We start from the raw sequence: 18525 nt of genomic DNA on the forward strand, positions 1-18525 counted from the left end.
CGATCAGGGTTTGAGGAAAGGCCGCATGGCGCTGGCGTGCAAGGCGGCAAATTCGAGGCGGCGGATCCATTGCAGCGGGTCGTCGTCACGGTTGTCCGCATCCTCGCCGAACTCTTCGAGGGTTCGATAATAAAGCGCGTCGGATTGGGTATAGCCGAGGGCGAGGCCGGCGCGGCGCGCGAGGAGGGGCCACTCCATATCGTTGGCGAGGCTATCGACCTGGCTCTGCTCGAGGATCAGCGCGATGGCGCGTGGCGACAGACGCCGGACGGCAAACATCAGGTCCCAGTGATCGCCAGTAAGCAGCGCGTGGGTATGATTGACGAGCGTCTCGCTGTCGCGCAGGCGGCGAGGCTCGGCCGCAAAGGCGCGGTCGGAGCGGCCGACGACGAGGCAATCGAGGGCTGGTTCCATTTCGAGGACGCGGCGGAGATCTTCGGGTCCAAGCCCGAGCCAGCGCAGCAAATGGTCGAAATCGGTATAGAGGGCGGGCCTGTCCGTGCCGGCAAGGGCGAGGGCATCTCGGCGGGCCTTGCCGATCATCGCTTCGCTGGCGGAGTGCACCATGATCGCGTCCGCAGTGGCGCTGAGGGCGTCACGGGTTGCGGCATGGGTGGCGTCGGAGATGTTGAAGGCAAGGCGCGCAAGACTGGCGCGCAGGGGGCCGGACATGGAAACGGTCGCCTCGGCGAGGCGACCGATGGGGTCGTGAACAGTTGCCGCCAGGGCGACTGCGCTCATCGATCAGTAAACGCGGACCGAAGAGAGATTGCGGTTCAGATAGCGATCAAGGACCGGCTGGCTCTCGACGATGCGTTCGCAATAGGAATGGAACTTGCGCTCGCGGCAGGCGGCCGCGGAGACATTGCCCTTGATCTCGACGGAGGCGAAGCTGTTGTCGACGCCGTAAAGGGCGAGATCGGGGAAGACCTGGCCGGGGCCGGCGCAGAAGGAGGAGCCGGAGTAATTGGTGCCGGTATAGAAGCAAACGGTGCCCGGGCCGCCGGCCGGATAGTTCGGCTGAATGGCAAAGAGCGGGCCTTCGGGCGTGGTGCCGAAGCCGACGCGTTCAAGCGAGGTCCAACCGCGGCCGCCGGGGCCATCGACCAGGCACCAGACCTTCTGGCAGCGCAGGACCCGAATGGCGGCGTTCTCGGCAATATTGCCGGTGACCGCATAGGCCGCGCCCGGGCCGTCGCGCAGGCTGAGCGGCTGGAGTGTCCACCCGTGCGATCCCGTTTCCGAGGCAGCGTAGGAGGGCGACAGGGCAGAGGCGAGAAGCGTCAGGGCAAGCAGCAGGCTCTGGAGCAGTTTCATTGAAGCGTCCGATTGGCAGTGTGGCGCGGACAGTAACTGTTCGTTAGCGATTGTCCAAGGGGGAACGCTAAAAAGCATCGCCTCCCGGAGGAGGCGATGCCTTGAAGTAGAAGTGGTTTAGCGGACGCGGACCGAGATGATGTAGTCATCAAAGTCACCGAGCGAAGAGGCGCTGGTGGTGTAGGTCCGGCAGCCGCGGTAGTTGGCTTCCGAGCAGACCTGGACCGAATAGCCGCCCGGGTTTTCGATGGAGGAAATGCGGTCGGCCCAATCGCGGAGGTCGCGGGTGCTTTCGCCCGGGCCCATGCAGAAGCTGGCGCCGCGGTAGTTGTTGCGATCATAAAAGCAGACGTCGCTGACGGGCGCGGGCTGCGGACGCACCACCACAGGGGGGCGCTGGTCGCCGACGCCGATATTGATCGACGGGCCGCCAGGAACGTTGATGCCAAAGGATATGCCGGGCTGGGTCGGGTTGACCGGACGGCCACCGGCATTGAGGTAATTGGCGGAGACCCAGCCATCGGCGCCGGGCTTGGTGATGTAGCACCACGAGCCGTCGCAGCGCTGTACATCGACCTGCTGGCCGCGGCGGGCCGTATCGACAACAGCATAATTAGTACCGGGGCCAGAGCGCACATTCACATTGCTGGTGACGGTTCCCGGAGCAGCCTGGGCTGCCGGCAGGAAGACGACCACAGCGGTCGCGGCTACGGCAATTCCGGTGGCGAAATTGAGCAGTTTCTTGCGGGTGTAGCGGTTCATGACGATCCCTTTGCGCCAATTATAGCGGGCACGACGACTCATTCGGACGCCAGCCCGGCCTCAGCTTTGTATGTGAGATTAGAACGGGTCTGGACCACCAAGGGTTCCAGACCCAGTCGCTTGTCGGTTTAGTAAACGTCTACCGAGGAGATGCGACGGTCGATGCCGGAGGGCAGGCGCGCCTGGTCCGACCGAACGGTGACGCAATTGCCATAAAAGCCGGTGTCGGCGCAGAGATCGACACGGGCCCGGCCGAAGACCTGGACCGACCGAATGACGTCGTTCCAGCCGCGCGGCATGCGCGCATATTCCTCACCCCGGTCGACGCAGAAGCTCGAGCCGCGGAAATTGCGTTCGGTAAAGAAGCAGGCGCCGGCCTGACGCTGCGGCTGCGGACGAGTCTGTGGCTGCGTGCCGAAGTTGAAATCGAACGAGAAGCCGGGGCCGGAATTATTGCCGCCACCCGGACGCGGGGGCTGCGGCTGCGGGCCTGGACCTGGACGCGGGGGCTGGGGGGCAACCGAGCCATCGGTGAAGGCGATGAGCGACTGGGAAATCCAGCCGCTGACGCCGCGGAAGTTGCCGGTGCCGTTGATCATGCACCAGCCCTGGTCGTAGCAATTGGCATCGACGGTGGCGCCGCCGGGCAGGGACGTCAGCACGGGGGCCGACGTCGAAGCGCCCTGGCGCACATTGGCATTGCCGGTCACGACGGCCGGAGCCGCGAACGCGGTGGCGACGCCGCCAAGCAGCGTCAAGGCAAGTGCAGCGGCGATTTTTGCGGACTTCATCGATCTTTGCTCCCAAACGGGCTTCAATTTGTTGATGCCAAACTAATCACGAGCCCCTGAACGCAGTCTGAACGATTTCATTCAGATTGGGAGCGGCCGCCTATTCTTTGGGAATGGGCCGTTTTTGGCCGTTCTCATCAAGAGATACATAGACAAAGCGCGCCTCGGTGACCTTCTGGCGGTCGTCGAGCCTGTTGCGGCGCACCCAGGCTTCCAGCGCGATGGTGATGGAGGTGGTGCCGACCCGCTCGACCTTGGTGTAGACGCACAGCACGTCGCCCACCTTGACCGGCGCAATGAAGGTCATTGCCTCGACGGCAACGGTCACCACGCGTCCGCGGACCCGCTCGACGGCGGCAATAGCGCCGGCAAGGTCCATCTGGCTCATCACCCAGCCACCGAAAATGTCGCCAGCAGGATTGGTGTCTGCCGGCATGGCGATGGTGCGGATGGTCAGTGCGCCATCGGGTTCAGTGGAATGTACGATCATCATGCAGGTCCTTTTACTGGCCAGCGGCCAACGGCCTCTTCCCAGTGCTTGCGGCAGAGGGAGAGGTAGACAGATTTTTCGATCGAGACCTGGTCGCCATCGGTGAGAACGCGGCCGGACATGTCCTGGCGCACGACCATGGTCCCCTTGGCGCCGCATGTACAGATGGTGCGGATCTCGCGCAGGATATCGGCGATGGCGAGCAGTTCCATCGAGCCGGGGAACAGCTTGCCCTGGAAATCGGTGCGCAGGCCATAGCACATGACCGGGATTTTCAGTCGGTCCGACACGCGGGCGAGGCCCCAGACCTGGTCGCGCGTGAGGAACTGGGCTTCATCGACGAAGACGCAATCGACCTTGGACTCCTCGTGAAAGTCGCGGACGGATTGATAGAGGTCGTCGCCGGCGGAATAGAGCTCGGCCGGCTCGGAAATGCCGATGCGCGAGGAGATGTGGCCCGTCCCGCCTTCGGCATAGAGGCCGGAGGTGTAGAGCAGGGGGCGCATGCCGCGCTCGCGATAGTTATAGGCCGCCTGCAGCAGGAGCGTGGACTTGCCCGCATTCATCGCCGCATAGGAAAAGTAGAGCTTGGCCATGGGTGATCCTGTGCGGGGAATGGTGTGCTAAGCCAATAGCGCCTCGTGACCGCACGATGAAGGGCCGGGGCTTGTGGATCAACAATAGAATGCGCGAAACCATGGCTGAACTCACTATCCGCAGCGCCGAGGCCGGCGATTCGGAGGCCCTCAAGGAATTGCTCGACACGTCCTGGCGGACCCACTGGGGGCCGCAAGTGACGGCAGAGAGTCGGGCTCTCTATGACCGGGACATGCCCGCCCACGGCTATGTGGATGCGTGTCTCGACGCCTTTATGGTGGCCGAGCGGGGCGGGCAGGTCGTCGGCATGTACCATCTCGAAGGCAGCCAGCTGCACGCTATCCATGTGGCGATGGCCGAGATTGGCACAGGTGTCGGCGCGGCGCTGATGGAGAAGGCGGAGGCCGACGGGGCGGCACGGCTTGAGGTGCGGGCCTTCAACACCAGGGCGCGCGCCTTTTATGCTGCGCGTGGCTGGCGCGAGATTGCCGAGGAAGATGCGACAGAGATGGGTACGCCGGTCCGCAGCATCATCATGGCGCGGTGAGGCCGGGGGGCAGGGCCGGCGTTGCGTTCAGTTCTTGTTCAGGCGCGGCGGATCAAAACCGGCGCGGTCTAGTATGGAGTGCCTCATGTTTCGATCTGTTCTTGGTATCGCCTTTGCCGCCCTCGCCAGCCTGCCTGCTGTGGCGTCACCTGTCGGCATCTGGGAAATCGAGATGCGGGACTCGCGCTACAAGGTGGAGATGTGCGGGGACGGTAGCCAGTTTTGTGCCGAGCTGATCTGGCTGGGCAATGGCGCCGACAATGCCGAGAACCTGCCCTATATGAACACCATGCTGATCGACCACGCCAGCCAGACCCGGCCCAACCAGTGGAAGGGCGAGCTCAATATCTATGGGCAGAAGGCGGCCGGGACGATCACCCAGGTGAGCGCCGACCAGATCACGCTCAAGGGCTGCGTGGCCTTTGTGCTGTGCAAGACCTACCAGATGTACCGGTACCAGTAGGCGCGGGGCCCGGGCCGGGCTGACCCTTGCAATGCCCTCCGGGTGGTCCATCCGTGTGGAGAGATGGATTGCCCGAACAAGCGGGGCAATGACGATGGAGGGGATGGGGCCGTGGCCTTCGAGTCGAGCCCGAGAGAGCTCGTTCGCGGATGAGGAAATTGAGCGGTCCCATTCACCCCACCCCGTCCCTCCCCATCACGAGGAGGGAGCCAGAGCGGTGATGGGAACGCGCATCAGTTCGTCGTGCGCGGGATGTGCGCGCGGCGGCGGGCCCAGAGGGGCGGCAGGGCTTCGACCAGCAGGATCGCCGCGAAGATGAGCGTGGCGCCGGCGTAGCCGATCAGGGGCAGGCGTTCGCCGAGGATGAGCGCGCCGCCCAGGGCCGCAAAAAGACTTTCAGCCGAGAGAATGATGGCCGCATTGGCCGGGGGTACATGCTGCTGGCCGACGGCCTGCAAGGTGAAGCCGACGGCGGTGGACAGCACTGCGGCATAGGCGATTTCGATCCAGCCCGATGAAGTGGCTTCAAGGGTCGGCGCTTCGGTTCCCAGTGCGATGGCGCTGGCAGCGATGCCGGCGATGAGAAAGCTGACGCAGGACACAAAGATCGGCAGGCCGGTCATGCGGGCGACATGGCCCAGCAGGATGACGTGCATGGCCCAGAAGAGGGCGCTGCCGACAATCAGCCAGTCCCCGGAATTAAAGCTCTCGAGCCCGCCGCCATTGAGGAAATAGATGCCGATGAGCGCCAGCGGCACGCCGACCAAAATGATCGGGTGCGGGCGCGTGCGGAAAAGGGCATAGCCAAGAAGCGGCACGAAAAAGACGTAGAGCCCGGTGAGGAAGCCGCCATTGGTGGCGGTGGTGGTGGCGAGGCCCGCCTGTTGGAGCCAGGAGCCGAGGAAGAACACCGTGCTCATGGCGAGGATGAACAGCCAGTGGGTGCGGGTGAGCGCGATGGCGCGGCGGCGACGTTCATAGAGCGCCAGCGGCAGAACGAGGAGACCGCCCAGCAGATATCGGACGCCCGCAAAAGTCAGCGGCCCCATGCTGTCCATGGCAGATTTCTGGGCGATGAAGGCAAAGCCCCAGAACATGGTGCAGATGAGGAGCAGGACTGTGGCAACGCTACGGGACATGGGGGCTCGGTGTTTGAAATAGAGAACCCTCACCCGCCCCCGAGAAGGGGGAGGGGAAGAAGGTGTTTGCGGTCGAACAGGCGTTCAGAGTTCGGCGTCGAGGGCGGCGATGAGCTGCTGGATTTCTTCGGGCGTGGTGTAGTGCACGAAGGAGAGCCGGAGGACACCGTGATTGGGGTCGATGCCGAGGGCTTCAAGGAGGCGCCAGGCGTAGAAGTGGCCGCCGCCGGCCATGACGCCGTGCGTGGCGAGGCGTTTGGCCAAGGCCAGGCCCGGCTCGCTGTGGCGCAGCGCGATGGTGGGCGCGCGGCGTAGGGGATCGCTCGGGCCGATGAGCTGGATGTCATTGCGATTGCGGAGATAGTCCAGCAGCGGCGTCGAAAGGGAAACTTCCTGGGCCCGCATGGCGGCATGAGCGCGGCGGAAGGGGTTTGCACCTTCAACCGAAGGGCCGGCGATATCGGCGACGGCTTCAAGGTAATCCACGATGCCGGCGCTGGCGGCGATCTGGGCGTGGTCGGGGCCTGCCGGGGTCAGGCGGTAGCGCGGCTTGATATCGTTGAAGAAATGGCCCTGATTGGGCAGCTGTGCCGCGAGCTCCGGGCGGACGGCCATGACGCCCTGATGGGGGCCATAGGTCTTGTAGGCGGAAAAGAAATAGATGTCGGCGCCGAGCGCGGCGAGGTCGGGCAGGCCGTGCGGCGCATAGCTGACGCCGTCGACGGCGAGGACAGCACCCAGTGTGCGGGTGCGGGAGGCAATTTCGGCCACCGGATTGATGTCGCCGACGATGTTGGAGCAATGCGGCATGGCGACGAGCCGGACCTTGGCGTCGAGGAGGCGATCAAGGGCCTCGAGCGAGAGCTGGCCGGTGCGGGCGTCGACGGCCCATTCGCGCACCTCGATGCCATGCTGGGCGAGGCGGCGCCAGGCGCCCGTATTGGCCTCGTGGTCCTGATTGGTGACGACGATAGCGTCGCCCGGCTTCAGCCAGCCGGAAAAGGCGTGGCCGAGGACATAGGTGTTGGCCGAGCTCGAGGGACCAAAATGGATCCAGTCGGCCGAGACATTGAGCGCTGCCGCCATGCGCTCGAAGGCCAGGTCCATGGCCTCGCCCGCGGCGATTGACGCCGGGTAGGCGCCATAGGGCTGGAGCTTGTTGGCGCGATAATAGGTGTCGAGCCGATCGAGCACGGGCTGGGCGGTGTAGGAGCCGCCGGCATTTTCGAAGAAGGCCTGACCGGCAAGACTGGGTTCGGAAAAGGCGGGAAAGAGGGCGCGGAGGCGCGCGGGGTCCAGGGGAAGGGTGGTCATGCTCGGTCCGTTGGCAATTTTCCAAACGGTAGGGCAGGAATGGGGAAAAGCAAACCCCGGCAGTGGAGAGCCGAGGTTTTTCGATCTTGGTATTCGCTCTTTGTTACCCCCACCCACCCTCCCCCTGATAGGGGGAGGGGCAGGTCGGTGGCTTGTCGACTTCGGCGCAGGAGCGGGGATCAGCCGCGGTTGGGGCCGTGCTGGCGCGGGCCGCCGCGGTTGTCGCGGTCACCCCTGTCGCCGCGATCGGGCATCAGCTCGGCCTTCTGGGCATCGGTGAGGCTGTCAAAGAAGGCGGTCGCGGCGGGCTGGATGGATTTCAGCGCATCGAGGCGGGCGGTGTCGAAGGCGATGCGGTTCTCCAGCGATTGGCTGAAATCAGGAGCGCTGGGCGCATCGCCCTTGGCAGGTGGTGTCGGGCGCAGGCCTTCAGTTGCGGATGCGAGCGTTTCGCTGGCGGCCAGGGCGTCGGTTTTCAGCGTGTCGAGAAGCGTCTTCTGCTCGGCGCTGAGATCGAGGCGATGGGTGAGGCGCACGACGGCGATGTCGATGGCTTCGGCGCCGCGCTCGAAGTTGAGGAGGCTGCCCATGCCGCCGCCGCGCCGCGGGCCGTCGTGTCCGGGACGGAAGGATTTCTGGCCCTCGTGGGCAGTGTCGAGGCTCTGAGTTTCGGCCGAAGGTGCAGTGGTTTGCGCCATGACCGGCGCGATGGCGCCGAGGCCGAGCGTCGCGGTCATCATTGCCAGGATGATCTTGGTCGAAATCGTCTTCATGGTGTTATCCTTTGCATGGGATACCGGTTCGCCGGCACATGAAGACACTAGGCAAGCCAACCTCTCCTCCGCCTTGCGAGAAGGTGAAGAGTTGGAGAGCTTGGTAATGTTGGCCGAGGGGCGGGCTAGCTCGCGATATAATCGCGCAGCGCTTCGGCCTCGTGTTCGACCTCTTCGATCTTGGATTTGACCACGTCGCCGATGGAGATGATGCCGGCAAGCCGCCCGGCGTCCACGACGGGGATGTGCCTAATGCGGCGGCGGGTCATGCGGTCCATGATGTGCGCAATGGGCGTGTCACGGGAACAGGTGACGAGGTCGCTGGTCATGATCTCTCCGACCGGGCGGGCGAGGGCGGCCGCGGGGTCGGTGCCGAGATGGCGGATGATGTCACGCTCGGACAGGATGCCCACGACGCTATCGCCCTGACCGGTAATGACAAGAGCGCCGATATTGTGGGTGTTGAGCTCGGCGACGGCCTCGGCAAGCGTTGCGGTGTCGGGCAGGGTGAAAACCGTGGTGCCCTTGGTCTGCAGGATGGTCTCGACATACATGGTCATATCCTCCGTGCTGGGAGGAGTGTGCGCCCGCCCCCGGGGCGAGGCAAGTCACCAATAGTCGAACAAAAAAAGGGCCGGCAGAGCGCCGGCCAGTCAGTCAGGGAGGTCGAAGAGAAGAGGCTAGGAAAACCGTTAGTTGCGGCCCTGCCAATGGGTCTTGAGGGAGCGCTTGGCCGGCGTCTGGACCGGGATGCGGCCGCGCCAGATGAAGCGGGCGGCCTCGAAAAGCATCACCATCAGCAAGAGGGTGAGCGGGACCATGAAGACGGCTATCTGAGCGTCGGGCTGGCTGGCGATATTGGCCGCGACGGCCGGCGTAACGCCGCCAAGAAGGGCAATGGAGGCGGCGCCGAGGCAGGCGACGCTGGAGCCCAGGGCGACCGCCAGGCGGACTTTCTTGCGGCGTGGAATGGCTTTGGAAGGCTGCATGGGACTGAAACTTTTACTCACTTCCGATGCTTTCCATAAACCATCTGAATGGGGTTCGACTAAGGAGGCTGGGGGGCGATTTGGCGGCAGAAATGTGGCGCCCCGACCTTATGGGTTAGCGGATGGTTACCATTGGTCTCCGAAAAATGCCGAGAACCGCCGCAATAAAGGGCATTATCGCGGTGGGTTGGCCGGTCTGCGGAGGGGGCTCATTCTGGTGCGCAGGAGGGGTGGGGCGGGTCCAGGCGTCGTCATAGACGGTCTTAAACAGGTAGCTTGCGGGGATCATCTTGGTCTCCTATTGAATCGATTCAATATGTTTTCGGATTGCGGCTTGAATCGGTTCAAAATATTGACCCGGCAACTGCCCGTGTCAAGTCAAAATTGAACCGATACAAAAACTCGGCTAGACCTGTCAGCGACAGGGAGATCGGCATGGCAGAAAAAGGACTGGTGCGACTGCGCGACGTCGCACGGGAAGCGGGCGTATCCCAGGGCACAGCATCCAATGTCTTTAATCGTCCCGAGGTGGTGCGGGACGAAGTCCGCGAGCGCGTGCTTCAGGCGGCCGACAAGCTCGGCTATGGGGGGCCCAGTGTAACCGGCCGCCTGTTGCGGGCCGGGCGGGTCAATGCGGTTGGGGTCGCGGCGATCGAGCCACTGAGCTATTTCTTTGAAGATCTGTGGGCCCGGCATCTGCTGGCCGAGATTTCCGATATCTGCGACGCGCAGGGGGCGGGGGTCGCGCTGGTGTCGGCGCTGAGCGAGGAACGGGTCGACTGGAACATCCAGTCTGCGGTGGTGGACGGGTTCATCCTCCTCTGCGTCGAGGGTGGCGAGCGGCTGGTTGAAACGACGCGAGCGCGTAAGCTTCCCTATGTGGCCCTTGCCATCGGTGCGGCCGATACGAGTATCCCGGCAATCGGCGTCGACAATGTCGGCGGGGCACGGCAGGCGGCCGAGCATCTTATCGGGCTGGGGCACAAGCGCCTGGCCATTCTCTCAACCCAGATCAATGACAGTCATGTCGGCCGGGCCAGCGAGGCTGAAATGCGGGCGGCGAAATATTCGACGACCCGGGATCGCGCCATAGGCTATTGGCAGGCCATGACTGCGGCCCGCATCGAGATTTCCAGCGCGCCGATCATGGTGACGCAGGAAGATGCCAAGAGCACGAATGACACGATGGCGGCGTTGTTTTCCGGGACAGAACGACCCACCGCCATTCTGGCGATGTCGGACAAGATCGCCATGTGGGCCGTCGACTGGCTGATGCGTCATGGGCTGAACGTGCCGGGGGATGTTTCGGTGGTGGGGTTCGACGGCGTTCCCGAGGCGGCGTTGGCAACACCCAAGCTGACCACGGTGCAGCAGCCGATGAAGGCGATTGCCCGATTGGCAGTGGAGGCGGCGCTGGGTGGCGAGCAGGTCGAGGGGCGGCGGGTTCTCGAGACGGAACTCGTAGTGCGGGAGACGACCGCGCCGCCGCGCTAATGGCCCTTCCCGACATCGCCGCCATGGACTACACAAATGCCGTTCAAATTATGGGGGACGTTGCGATGGGTTTTCTTTCTGATGCGCTGGAGCGCGTGGCGCCATCGGCGACAGTGGGGATTACCCAGAAGGCCCGCACGCTGGCACAGGCCGGTCAGGACGTGATTGCCCTATCAGCGGGTGAGCCCGATTTCGACACGCCGCTGCATGTGCGCGATGCTGCCAAGGTGGCGATGGACGAAGGCAAGACGCGCTACACCAATGTCGACGGCATCCCCGAACTCAAGGAAGCGGTGGCGCGCAAGTTCAAGCGCGACAATGGGCTCGATGTGACGGCGGCCGATTGCTTCATCTCATCGGGCGGCAAGCAGATCATTTTCAACGCGCTGATGGCGACGCTCAATCCGGGTGACGAGGTTGTGGTGCCGGTGCCCTATTGGGTGAGTTATCCCGAGATCGTGCGGCTGTGCGGGGCCGAGCCGGTGTTTGCGGTGGCCGATGCAACCAGCGGGTTCAAGCTGACGCCAGCGGCGCTGGAAGCGGCGATTTCGCCAAAAACCAAGTGGCTGATCCTCAATACGCCGTCCAACCCGACCGGCGCCGCCTACACGGCTGAGGAATTGCGCGGGCTGGCCGATGTGCTAATGCGCCATCCGCATGTCCATATCCTCACCGACGATATCTATGAGGTGCTGGTCTATGATGGCGGCACCTTTGCCACCATTGCACAGGTGGAGCCGGCGTTGCAGCCGCGCACGGTGACCATGAACGGGGTGTCGAAATCCCACGCCATGACCGGCTGGCGCATCGGCTATTGCACGGGTCCGCGCCAGCTGCTGGCGGCGATGATGAAGCTGCAGAGCCAGTCGACCACCAACCCGTCCTCGATCTCGCAGTGGGCAGCGGTGGCGGCGCTCGATGGCCCGCAGGAATTTCTGGCCGAATGGCGCGACGTGTTCCAAGGCCGCCGCGATCTGGTGGTCGCCGGGCTCAATGCTGCCAATGGGGTTGAGTGCCTGACGCCGCAGGGGGCGTTTTACGTGTTCCCGTCGTGCAAGGGGTTGCTCGGCAAGACCAGCGCGGGCGGCAAGCTGATCGCCACCGACGAGGATTTTGTCATGGGGCTGCTCGAGGAAACCGGCGTGGCGCTGGTGCATGGCACAGCCTTTGGTCTGCCGGGACATTTCCGGTTGAGCTATGCGGCTGCCAATGCAGAGCTTGAGGAAGCCGTGCGGCGTATTCAGGCGTTTTGTGCCGGGGTGAAGTAGGGGCTTTTTCGCCTTACGCGGAGGGTCCGAAGGCAATGTGGATCGCCCGGACGGGCCGGGCAATGACGATAGACGGGTGACGGTTCGGCTCAGGCTCAGGCCCGGAAAAACTTAAAAACTCCCCAAGAGGCCGCTGAGGCCGTTGCTCGACTTGGCTGTCGGGCTGGTGCCGCTGAGTTCGGTGAACATCTGCATGAGCTTGCTCGATGTGGTGTAGTTGGCCATGGCGGCTTCGTAGAGCTTGTCGGACCAGCCTGCGGCCTGGCGCTCTTCGGGGCTGAGCGAGGAGAAGGCGGCGATGACGTTCTGGCTGAAGGCGCTGGGATCGCCAGACTGACCGGCTGCTTTCAATCCCGCCATCAGCGCAGCGCTGGACTTGGTGCGCAGGGTGGACTGGGCGGCCTTGATCTCGGTTTCGGTGAACTGATCGCCCTCGTTGAGTACGATGGCCGAGAGCGAGCGGCTGGAGAGATCGGAGAGATCGATATGGGCGCCGCGCGATGAATAGGGATTGAAGCTCGGCGTCTTGCCGGCTGCGTGGGCATCGGCATAGCGCTTGTCGAGCACGGCGCGGGCATTGGCGGCGAGTGTGACCATGCTCTGCTGGCCGGTGGCGTCCTTGGCTTCGACGAGCGCCATATAAAGAGCGACCGGATCATCCTCTCCGGCATCGGGGAAGCGTTTTGGATCGGTCTGCAGCTGCTTGAGGCCCTCGGTGAGGGCATCGCGGCCGGCCTTCCAGTCGGCGCTGGCCTTTTCCTCGGGGCCGAGGCTGTCAAAATAGCTGGCGGCGGCCTTGTAGAGGCCGGTGAAGTCGCCGGTGACATTGGCAATGGCGAGGGGACCAGAGAGCGCTGCCTCGAGGCGGCGCTGCATTTCGAGGGTCGCGGCCTCGCTTTCATCAGCTTTGGAATTCTTGTCGCTGGCCAGCGCATAGAGCTCGCGCGCGTCGAGGCTCGAGAGATCGAGGGCGAGTTCTTCGCCCTGCAGCGGGGAGGTGCGGCCGACCTCTTCGAGGAGTTTTGCCAGCTTGGCCCGCGCCTCGCTGAGCACGGTGGCGAGGTCACGCTCGGAAAGAGCGGCGCGGGCGGCGTCCGAAAGGGTGACCGAGGTTGCTGCGGGCGGCGGGGTGGGCGCTGTGCCTGTCCCGGATTTGCCGGTTGAGGGCGAATAGGGCGTGGTCGAATAGCTGGGATAATAGGTGGAGGTGACGACGACCATGGCAAAGCTCCTTGCTGGAAATGGTTAAGCAAGTGTTGTGCCGAAAAATTAGTCTGCAATTTCAAGGGGGCACTGCACGGAGGCAGGGGTGGTGGGCAGGAATTGCCGGGTCAGCACTGCCGAGGGCGGAAACAAAGAGGCCCCGCCCGAGGGGATGGGCGGGGCCAGAGGTCATAAGCAGAGCTGACGACCTTGGAGGAGACGGGTCACCACGATCCCGCCGTTGAAAATGAGTATGCGACCTTCTGGCACGGGGCACAAACGCGCGTTTGGAAGTGCTGCCATGCAGATTCGCTGAGCCAGGGCCTAGGTGACCGACTCATAACTTCGCAACCAGATACGGATTGAAGCGAGTTGGACTGATGCCAGGAAATTGTCGTCTCGCTTGTCGTATCGGGTTGCGATTGCCCTGAAGTGTTTGAGTTTGTTGAAGTAACGTTCGACAGCGTTGCGCTGGCGATAGACCCAGTGGCTGAATGGGAAGGTTTGCACGCGGTTGGGCATGGCGCGGATATTGGCCCATGCACCGCGCTCGGCCATGGTGCTGCGCAGGGCATCACTGTCGTAGGCTCGGTCTGCGAGCAGGATATTTCCAGCGGACAGGGTGGCAAACATGTCCGCTGCTGATCGCCCATCATGGGCCTGGCCTTCGGTCAGTTTGAGCTGGATCGGCCGCCCCTGGGCATCGACCAGCGCATGGATCTTGGTGGTCAGGCCGCCGCGCGAACGACCCATGCAACGGGATCGCTCGTCTTTTTTTGACCGTTGGCGGCGTGCTGGTGAACCCGGATCGAGGACGAGTCGATCATCTGCACGTCGCCATTGTAAGCGGCTGATACAGCGTCAAGAATGCGCGCCCAGTGGCCGGCCCTGCGCCACCGGTTGAAGCGGTTCACGCAGGTCGTGTGCGGGCCATACCGCGTCGGGATGTCGGCCCAGGGCGCGCCCGTGCGAAGCCGCCAGAAGATGCCGTTCAGAACACGCCGGTCATCGGCGCGCGGAACGCCGCGCACCTTCGTCGGAAGCAGCGGCTGGATCACAGACCACTCAAAATCCGTAAGATCAAAACGCGCCATCATCACCTCCTGTCCACCAAAGGGAAGGAATCACAACAGCAGCACTTTGGGAATCCCGTTAATGGGTATGTGACCTAGAGCAACGGGCGGACCGCAGGGTCTCTACGCGAGGGTCGGCGTCTCTCCCTGCGCTGCGGTACAGGCAAAAAAAGAGGCTCCAACCGAAGTTGGAGCCTTATGATAGGGCCGAAGCCAAATCGAGAGTTTAGGTTCCGCGCAAGGGAGGAGGAGATGCGCCGAACCAGGTGGGCCCCAACCGAGGGAGGAGGATACGGTTGAAACCCGGTGCCGAGCGTCGCGGGTCCTAGGGAGGAGGAGAAGGAGCGGCGTCGCGTCGACAAGGGCCAATATAGATTTTGACCGTCTGGTCAGCAATGCATAGACGAGCATGTCAGCTATGCATTAGGCACAGCGGCATTCTGTCCAATAATTAGGCAGATTGTCGCACCCTTGTCACAGGGGACGTAGGAGCGCCTCGCCGATGTTTCCAGAGGGGGAAGAAAAAAGGGCTCCAACCGAAGTTGGAGCCTGATGATCAGGCGGAGCCTGATCAGTGATCGGCAGAGCCAGATCGAAAGTGGGGCAGAAGGGCAAGGGAGGAGGAGGGATGCCATTCTGCCAAGAGCTTTGGATCAGGGAGGAGGAGAGATCCGCAGCTCAGTGTCGCGATACAGAGTTCCGAGGGAGGAGGGTTCGGAAGTACGTCTCAGCGACACGCCCTATATGAACTCGACCCGTCCGATAGACAATAGCGGAGTGCACATGGGGGGCATGCGCTGGGCACAGCGACATTCTGTCCATCATCTGCAGCGCGTGGCAGAGGCCGGAAGGGCTGTGAGAGCGGTGGTCAGATGCGGCGCAAAAAAAAGGGCTCCAACCGAAGTTGGAGCCCGATGATCGGCAGAGCCAGATCGAAAGTGGGGCAGAAGGGCAAGGGAGGAGGAGATGCCAATCTGCCAGGAGCCTTGGATCAGGGAGGAGGAGAGATCCGCAGCTCGCTGTCGCGATACAGAGTTCCGAGGGAGGAGGGTTCGGAAGTACGTCTCAGCGACGGGCCCTATATGAACTCGACCAGTTCAGTAGGCAATAGCGTTATGGGCATGTCAGCCATGCAATTTCGCATGGATCACAAGAAAACGGAAAGAAGCGCGAAAAAAATGGCTCCGCTCGAGGGGAGAGCGAAGCCATAAGGGCCGCGGGCGAGGGGGCCCGCTAGGAGGGAACGCAGCGCGTTGCAAGGGAGGAGGGAGAAAACAAGCGCGCTGTGATGTGCTGCATATATGGGCGGGATGCTCATTCGCCAACCAGTCTGGAGGCATGTCAGATATGCAAAAAGCGCATGGAACGGATAATTCAGCAGCAAAATCAAAGGCTAGAGCGAGAAGGTCGAGATGCACTCAACTCTTGTTCATACAGCTGAGCGATTGGGCGGCATGCTGAAGTCTTGCGCAAATACTGGCCGCAGCCTGGGCTTCCGGCGGGTTTCAGACGCCTGAGGTGAAGTGCGCGAGCACCTGTTCCAGCGCGCCAAGATGCTCGATTTTCGCATAGCGCGGAGAGGGTGGCGGCTCTTCGGCATGTTCATAGGACCAGGTGAGGTCGTGCGGGACATAAACGCCGCAGGCGCCAGCCTCGAGAGCGGGCAGAATGTCCGAGCGCAGGGAATTGCCCACCATTACGGTGTGCGCCGCGCCCTCGGTATGGCGGGCAAAGATGCGCTCATAGGTGGCGGCGTTCTTGTCGGCGACGATTTCGATGGCGGCGAAATATTCGGCAAGGCCTGAGGCAGCGAGCTTGCGCTCCTGATCGAAGATGTCGCCCTTGGTGATCAGGATCAGCCGGTAGTCGTGTTCGAGGGCCGCCAGGGTCTGGTCGACATAGGGCAGCGTTTCGATCGGATAGGTCAGGAGTTCGCGCCCGGCAGCGAGGATCTCGGCAATGACCGGCCCGGGCACACGGTGATCCGTGACCTCGAGGGCGGTCTCGACCATGGAGAGGGCAAAGCCCTTCATGCCAAAACCGTAGAAGCGCAGGTTTCGCGTGGTGGCGGCGATGAGGCGCTCGACGAGATCTGGCGCGTCGCTATAGGGGGCCAAGAGATCGGCGAAGCGCTGTTCGGTGAGGCGGAAATAGCGTTCGTTCTGCCACAGCGTGTCGTCGGCATCGAAGGCGATGGTGGTGATGCGGGCCATGTCGGTGTCCCTCAAGGCAAGAGCCCGGCCGCAGAGGTGGATCGGCCCCGCCAATGGCAGGGCCGCACTATCTCAAGCTGGGCAGGCGGCGCAGCGTTTGCGCTCGATCAGAATGACCATTCCCGCGCCTTGGAGACGAGGAAGTCGCGGAAGACGCCGACGCGCTTGGAATTCTTCAGTGCCGGCGGATAGACGAAATAGGCTTCGTAGGCGGGCAGCTCGATCTCGGGCAGGACCTGGACGAGGCCATCTTCCTTTTCCGTGACATAGGCGGGCAGCATGGCCACGCCAATGCCGGCGCGACAGGCCTGCATCATGCCATAGATGGCGTTGACCTTGAGTACGGCGCGGCGCGGGCTCGAGTCGGGACGGCCGAGACGTTCGAGGTAGTTGATGTCGCCGAGATAGGACGGGACGGGCTCGCCGAAGCTGATGATGCGGTGATTGTCGAGGTCGTCCACAGCCTTGGGCATGCCATGCTCATCGATATAGGAGGTGCTGGCATAAAAGTGGTTGTGGACGGTGAACAACTTGCGCTGGATCATTTCCGACTGATTGGGCCGGTGCAGGCGGATGGCCACGTCAGCCTCGCGCATGGCCAGATCGAGCTCGGCGTCGTTGAGGCGGATTTCGAGCTGGATCAGCGGATAGAGTTTCAAAAACTCGTCGAGGCGCGAGCTGAGCCAGGTGGAGCCGATGCCGACCGTGGTGGTGACGATGAGCGGGCCGGTGGGCTCGTCCTGGCTCTCCGACATCTGGGTCTCCACCTGCTGGAGTTCCCAATGCATGCGGTGCGCGGTGCGGAACAATTGCTCGCCCACTTCGGTGAGCACCAGACCACGCGCATGGCGGATGAAGAGTTTGAGGCCCAGATCGTCTTCGAGGGCCGAGATCTGCCGGCTGACGGCAGACTGGCTCATGCCCAGCTTTTCAGCAGCGTGGGTGAAAGAGCCCGACTCAGCGGCGGTGTGGAAAATCCGGAGCTTGTCCCAGTCGAGCATTTTCATTGACGCTTTCTCTGTGGCGATCAGCCGGGTGAGGGCACCAGGTGGGAAATCATTGTGGCGCTTTGAAGTTTTAAACAGAACATGCTGTCGCAGCCTATTCTGCAGCTTCGGCAAGTTCGTGTTCGGCGAGGAAGCGCTCGGCGTCGAGCGCAGCCATGCAGCCCATGCCCGCTGCCGTGACGGCCTGACGATAGACATCGTCGGTAACGTCGCCAGCGGCAAAGACGCCGGGGATATTGGTCTGAGTGGTGCCGGGCTTCACCTGGAGGTAGCCACCGGGCTTCATGTCCACCTTTCCGGAGAAGATCGAGGTGGCGGGCGCATGGCCGATAGCCACGAAGACGCCGTCGATCGCCTGGTCATACGTCTCGCCAGTGACCCGGTTGTGCAGCTTGACCGTATTGACCGAGGGCGGCATGGGCGCGCCGCCGACTTCGACGACCTCGGTGTTCCAGCGCACTTCGATCTTGGGGTTCTTGAACAGGCGATCCTGCAGGATCCGTTCGGCGCGGAATTCGTCGCGGCGGTGCACGACGATGACCTTTTCGGCGAAATTGGTGAGGAAGAGCGCTTCCTCGACGGCCGTATTGCCGCCGCCGACGACAAGCACCTGCTTGCCGCGATAGAAGAAGCCATCGCAGGTGGCGCAGGCGGAGACGCCAAAGCCCTGGAATTTCTGCTCGGAGGGCAGGCCAAGCCACTTGGCCTGGGCGCCCGTCGCGATGATCACGCTGTCGGCGGTGTAGGTGGTGCCGCTGTCGGAGGTCAGGACGAAGGGACGACGGTCGAAATCGACATGGGTGATGATGTCGTTGACGATCTTTGTGCCGACGTGCTCGGCCTGCGCCTTCATCTGTTCCATGAGCCAGGGGCCCTGAACGACGTCGGCAAAGCCGGGATAGTTCTCGACATCGGTGGTGATGGTGAGCTGGCCGCCGGGCTGGAGGCCCTGGATCATCACGGGTTCGAGCATGGCGCGCGCCGCATAGATGGCGGCCGTATAGCCTGCAGGACCGGAACCGATGATGATGACTTTCGCGTGCATCGCGACAGCTCTCCATAAAACAAAGGGATTATCCATCGCC

General features: G+C 63.0%; 20 protein-coding genes. 4 read left to right on the forward strand and 16 right to left on the reverse strand.

Features of this window, described 5'->3' with window-relative positions:
- Positions 1-3: 3 nt before the first annotated feature.
- The 6 genes from NYQ88_RS06600 to NYQ88_RS06625 form a co-directional block, all read right to left on the reverse strand.
- Positions 4-741 (reverse strand): hypothetical protein, encoded by a 738-nt coding sequence (locus NYQ88_RS06600; protein ID WP_275654160.1) that lies wholly within the window; start codon positions 739-741, stop codon positions 4-6.
- A 3-nt stretch (positions 742-744) separates the two neighbouring features.
- Positions 745-1317, reverse strand: a complete 573-nt coding sequence (locus NYQ88_RS06605) for a peptidase inhibitor family I36 protein (protein WP_275654161.1) — start codon at positions 1315-1317, stop codon at positions 745-747.
- A 117-nt stretch (positions 1318-1434) separates the two neighbouring features.
- Positions 1435-2121 carry an SH3 domain-containing protein gene (locus NYQ88_RS06610; protein WP_275654162.1) on the reverse strand — a complete coding sequence of 229 codons (687 nt, stop codon included), beginning with the start codon at positions 2119-2121 and terminating at the stop codon, positions 1435-1437.
- Between the two features lie 86 nt (positions 2122-2207).
- A complete protein-coding gene (locus tag NYQ88_RS06615; RefSeq protein ID WP_275654163.1) occupies positions 2208-2870 on the reverse strand; it encodes an SH3 domain-containing protein in 663 nt (220 codons plus the stop codon).
- Positions 2871-2970: 100 nt separating this feature from the next.
- Entirely contained in the window at positions 2971-3360 is a 390-nt protein-coding gene (locus NYQ88_RS06620) for an acyl-CoA thioesterase (protein WP_275654859.1), read from the reverse strand.
- A complete protein-coding gene (locus NYQ88_RS06625; RefSeq protein WP_275654164.1) occupies positions 3360-3956 on the reverse strand; it encodes a thymidine kinase in 597 nt (198 codons plus the stop codon). Before NYQ88_RS06625 ends, NYQ88_RS06620 begins: the two co-directional genes overlap by 1 nt.
- Before the next feature lie 101 nt (positions 3957-4057).
- On the opposite strand from NYQ88_RS06625, the gene NYQ88_RS06630 reads away from it, so the two are divergent.
- Both NYQ88_RS06630 and NYQ88_RS06635 read left to right on the forward strand, forming a co-directional pair.
- A complete protein-coding gene (locus NYQ88_RS06630) occupies positions 4058-4504 on the forward strand; it encodes a GNAT family N-acetyltransferase (RefSeq protein WP_275654165.1) in 447 nt (148 codons plus the stop codon).
- An 85-nt stretch (positions 4505-4589) separates the two neighbouring features.
- Positions 4590-4967 carry a DUF2147 domain-containing protein gene (locus NYQ88_RS06635; protein WP_275654166.1) on the forward strand — a complete coding sequence of 126 codons (378 nt, stop codon included), beginning with the start codon at positions 4590-4592 and terminating at the stop codon, positions 4965-4967.
- Between the two features lie 233 nt (positions 4968-5200).
- Here NYQ88_RS06635 and NYQ88_RS06640 read toward each other — a convergent pair whose 3' ends face one another.
- The 5 genes from NYQ88_RS06640 to NYQ88_RS06660 form a co-directional block, all read right to left on the reverse strand.
- Positions 5201-6106 (reverse strand): DMT family transporter, encoded by a 906-nt coding sequence (locus NYQ88_RS06640; RefSeq protein ID WP_275654167.1) that lies wholly within the window; start codon positions 6104-6106, stop codon positions 5201-5203.
- Positions 6107-6190: 84 nt separating this feature from the next.
- Positions 6191-7420, reverse strand: coding sequence for an aminotransferase class V-fold PLP-dependent enzyme (locus NYQ88_RS06645; protein WP_275654168.1), 1230 nt, complete (start codon positions 7418-7420; stop codon positions 6191-6193).
- A gap of 179 nt (positions 7421-7599) precedes the next feature.
- A complete protein-coding gene (locus tag NYQ88_RS06650) occupies positions 7600-8193 on the reverse strand; it encodes a Spy/CpxP family protein refolding chaperone (RefSeq protein WP_275654169.1) in 594 nt (197 codons plus the stop codon).
- A 125-nt stretch (positions 8194-8318) separates the two neighbouring features.
- Positions 8319-8747 (reverse strand): CBS domain-containing protein, encoded by a 429-nt coding sequence (locus tag NYQ88_RS06655; RefSeq protein ID WP_275654170.1) that lies wholly within the window; start codon positions 8745-8747, stop codon positions 8319-8321.
- 138 nt (positions 8748-8885) lie between these two features.
- Positions 8886-9182 carry a hypothetical protein gene (locus tag NYQ88_RS06660; RefSeq protein ID WP_275654171.1) on the reverse strand — a complete coding sequence of 99 codons (297 nt, stop codon included), beginning with the start codon at positions 9180-9182 and terminating at the stop codon, positions 8886-8888.
- Positions 9183-9617: 435 nt separating this feature from the next.
- On the opposite strand from NYQ88_RS06660, the gene NYQ88_RS06665 reads away from it, so the two are divergent.
- Both NYQ88_RS06665 and NYQ88_RS06670 read left to right on the forward strand, forming a co-directional pair.
- Complete coding sequence (locus NYQ88_RS06665) at positions 9618-10676, forward strand: LacI family DNA-binding transcriptional regulator (protein WP_275654172.1); 1059 nt, start codon at positions 9618-9620, stop codon at positions 10674-10676.
- A 65-nt stretch (positions 10677-10741) separates the two neighbouring features.
- Positions 10742-11944 (forward strand): pyridoxal phosphate-dependent aminotransferase, encoded by a 1203-nt coding sequence (locus NYQ88_RS06670; protein WP_275654173.1) that lies wholly within the window; start codon positions 10742-10744, stop codon positions 11942-11944.
- Between the two features lie 111 nt (positions 11945-12055).
- On the opposite strand, the gene NYQ88_RS06675 is transcribed toward NYQ88_RS06670, so the two are convergent.
- The 5 genes from NYQ88_RS06675 to trxB all read right to left on the reverse strand — a co-directional run bounded on the left by NYQ88_RS06675 (position 12056) and on the right by trxB (position 18485).
- Positions 12056-13165, reverse strand: coding sequence for a hypothetical protein (locus tag NYQ88_RS06675; protein WP_275654174.1), 1110 nt, complete (start codon positions 13163-13165; stop codon positions 12056-12058).
- 306 nt (positions 13166-13471) lie between these two features.
- Positions 13472-14241 (reverse strand): IS5 family transposase gene (locus NYQ88_RS06680; protein ID WP_275654860.1). Its coding sequence is split into 2 segments (ribosomal slippage): positions 13472-13927 and positions 13930-14241, totalling 768 coding nucleotides; the frame shifts between segments, so codons are not numbered across the junction.
- Positions 14242-15725: 1484 nt separating this feature from the next.
- Positions 15726-16433, reverse strand: a complete 708-nt coding sequence (locus tag NYQ88_RS06685; RefSeq protein WP_275654175.1) for an HAD family hydrolase — start codon at positions 16431-16433, stop codon at positions 15726-15728.
- 107 nt (positions 16434-16540) lie between these two features.
- Positions 16541-17440 carry a LysR family transcriptional regulator gene (locus tag NYQ88_RS06690; RefSeq protein ID WP_275654176.1) on the reverse strand — a complete coding sequence of 300 codons (900 nt, stop codon included), beginning with the start codon at positions 17438-17440 and terminating at the stop codon, positions 16541-16543.
- Between the two features lie 94 nt (positions 17441-17534).
- Positions 17535-18485 carry a thioredoxin-disulfide reductase gene (gene trxB, locus NYQ88_RS06695; protein WP_275654177.1) on the reverse strand — a complete coding sequence of 317 codons (951 nt, stop codon included), beginning with the start codon at positions 18483-18485 and terminating at the stop codon, positions 17535-17537.
- Positions 18486-18525: the final 40 nt, after the last annotated feature.

Source organism: Devosia sp. SD17-2, assembly GCF_029201565.1.
Lineage (GTDB): Bacteria > Pseudomonadota > Alphaproteobacteria > Rhizobiales > Devosiaceae > Devosia.

Bases quoted from the DNA above. Each gene is read 5' to 3' on its own strand.
- NYQ88_RS06620 (WP_275654859.1), bottom strand. From the start codon at position 3,360: ATGATCGTACATTCCACTGAACCCGATGGCGCACTGACCATCCGCACC.
- trxB (WP_275654177.1), bottom strand. From the start codon at position 18,485: ATGCACGCGAAAGTCATCATCATCGGTTCCGGTCCTGCAGGCTATACG.
- NYQ88_RS06605 (WP_275654161.1), bottom strand. From the start codon at position 1,317: ATGAAACTGCTCCAGAGCCTGCTGCTTGCCCTGACGCTTCTCGCCTCT.
- NYQ88_RS06670 (WP_275654173.1), top strand. From the start codon at position 10,742: ATGGGTTTTCTTTCTGATGCGCTGGAGCGCGTGGCGCCATCGGCGACA.
- NYQ88_RS06655 (WP_275654170.1), bottom strand. From the start codon at position 8,747: ATGTATGTCGAGACCATCCTGCAGACCAAGGGCACCACGGTTTTCACC.
- NYQ88_RS06630 (WP_275654165.1), top strand. From the start codon at position 4,058: ATGGCTGAACTCACTATCCGCAGCGCCGAGGCCGGCGATTCGGAGGCC.
- NYQ88_RS06685 (WP_275654175.1), bottom strand. From the start codon at position 16,433: ATGGCCCGCATCACCACCATCGCCTTCGATGCCGACGACACGCTGTGG.
- NYQ88_RS06600 (WP_275654160.1), bottom strand. From the start codon at position 741: ATGAGCGCAGTCGCCCTGGCGGCAACTGTTCACGACCCCATCGGTCGC.
- NYQ88_RS06610 (WP_275654162.1), bottom strand. From the start codon at position 2,121: ATGAGTCGTCGTGCCCGCTATAATTGGCGCAAAGGGATCGTCATGAAC.
- NYQ88_RS06660 (WP_275654171.1), bottom strand. From the start codon at position 9,182: ATGCAGCCTTCCAAAGCCATTCCACGCCGCAAGAAAGTCCGCCTGGCG.
- NYQ88_RS06635 (WP_275654166.1), top strand. From the start codon at position 4,590: ATGTTTCGATCTGTTCTTGGTATCGCCTTTGCCGCCCTCGCCAGCCTG.
- NYQ88_RS06690 (WP_275654176.1), bottom strand. From the start codon at position 17,440: ATGAAAATGCTCGACTGGGACAAGCTCCGGATTTTCCACACCGCCGCT.
- NYQ88_RS06665 (WP_275654172.1), top strand. From the start codon at position 9,618: ATGGCAGAAAAAGGACTGGTGCGACTGCGCGACGTCGCACGGGAAGCG.
- NYQ88_RS06625 (WP_275654164.1), bottom strand. From the start codon at position 3,956: ATGGCCAAGCTCTACTTTTCCTATGCGGCGATGAATGCGGGCAAGTCC.
- NYQ88_RS06640 (WP_275654167.1), bottom strand. From the start codon at position 6,106: ATGTCCCGTAGCGTTGCCACAGTCCTGCTCCTCATCTGCACCATGTTC.
- NYQ88_RS06650 (WP_275654169.1), bottom strand. From the start codon at position 8,193: ATGAAGACGATTTCGACCAAGATCATCCTGGCAATGATGACCGCGACG.
- NYQ88_RS06615 (WP_275654163.1), bottom strand. From the start codon at position 2,870: ATGAAGTCCGCAAAAATCGCCGCTGCACTTGCCTTGACGCTGCTTGGC.
- NYQ88_RS06675 (WP_275654174.1), bottom strand. From the start codon at position 13,165: ATGGTCGTCGTCACCTCCACCTATTATCCCAGCTATTCGACCACGCCC.
- NYQ88_RS06645 (WP_275654168.1), bottom strand. From the start codon at position 7,420: ATGACCACCCTTCCCCTGGACCCCGCGCGCCTCCGCGCCCTCTTTCCC.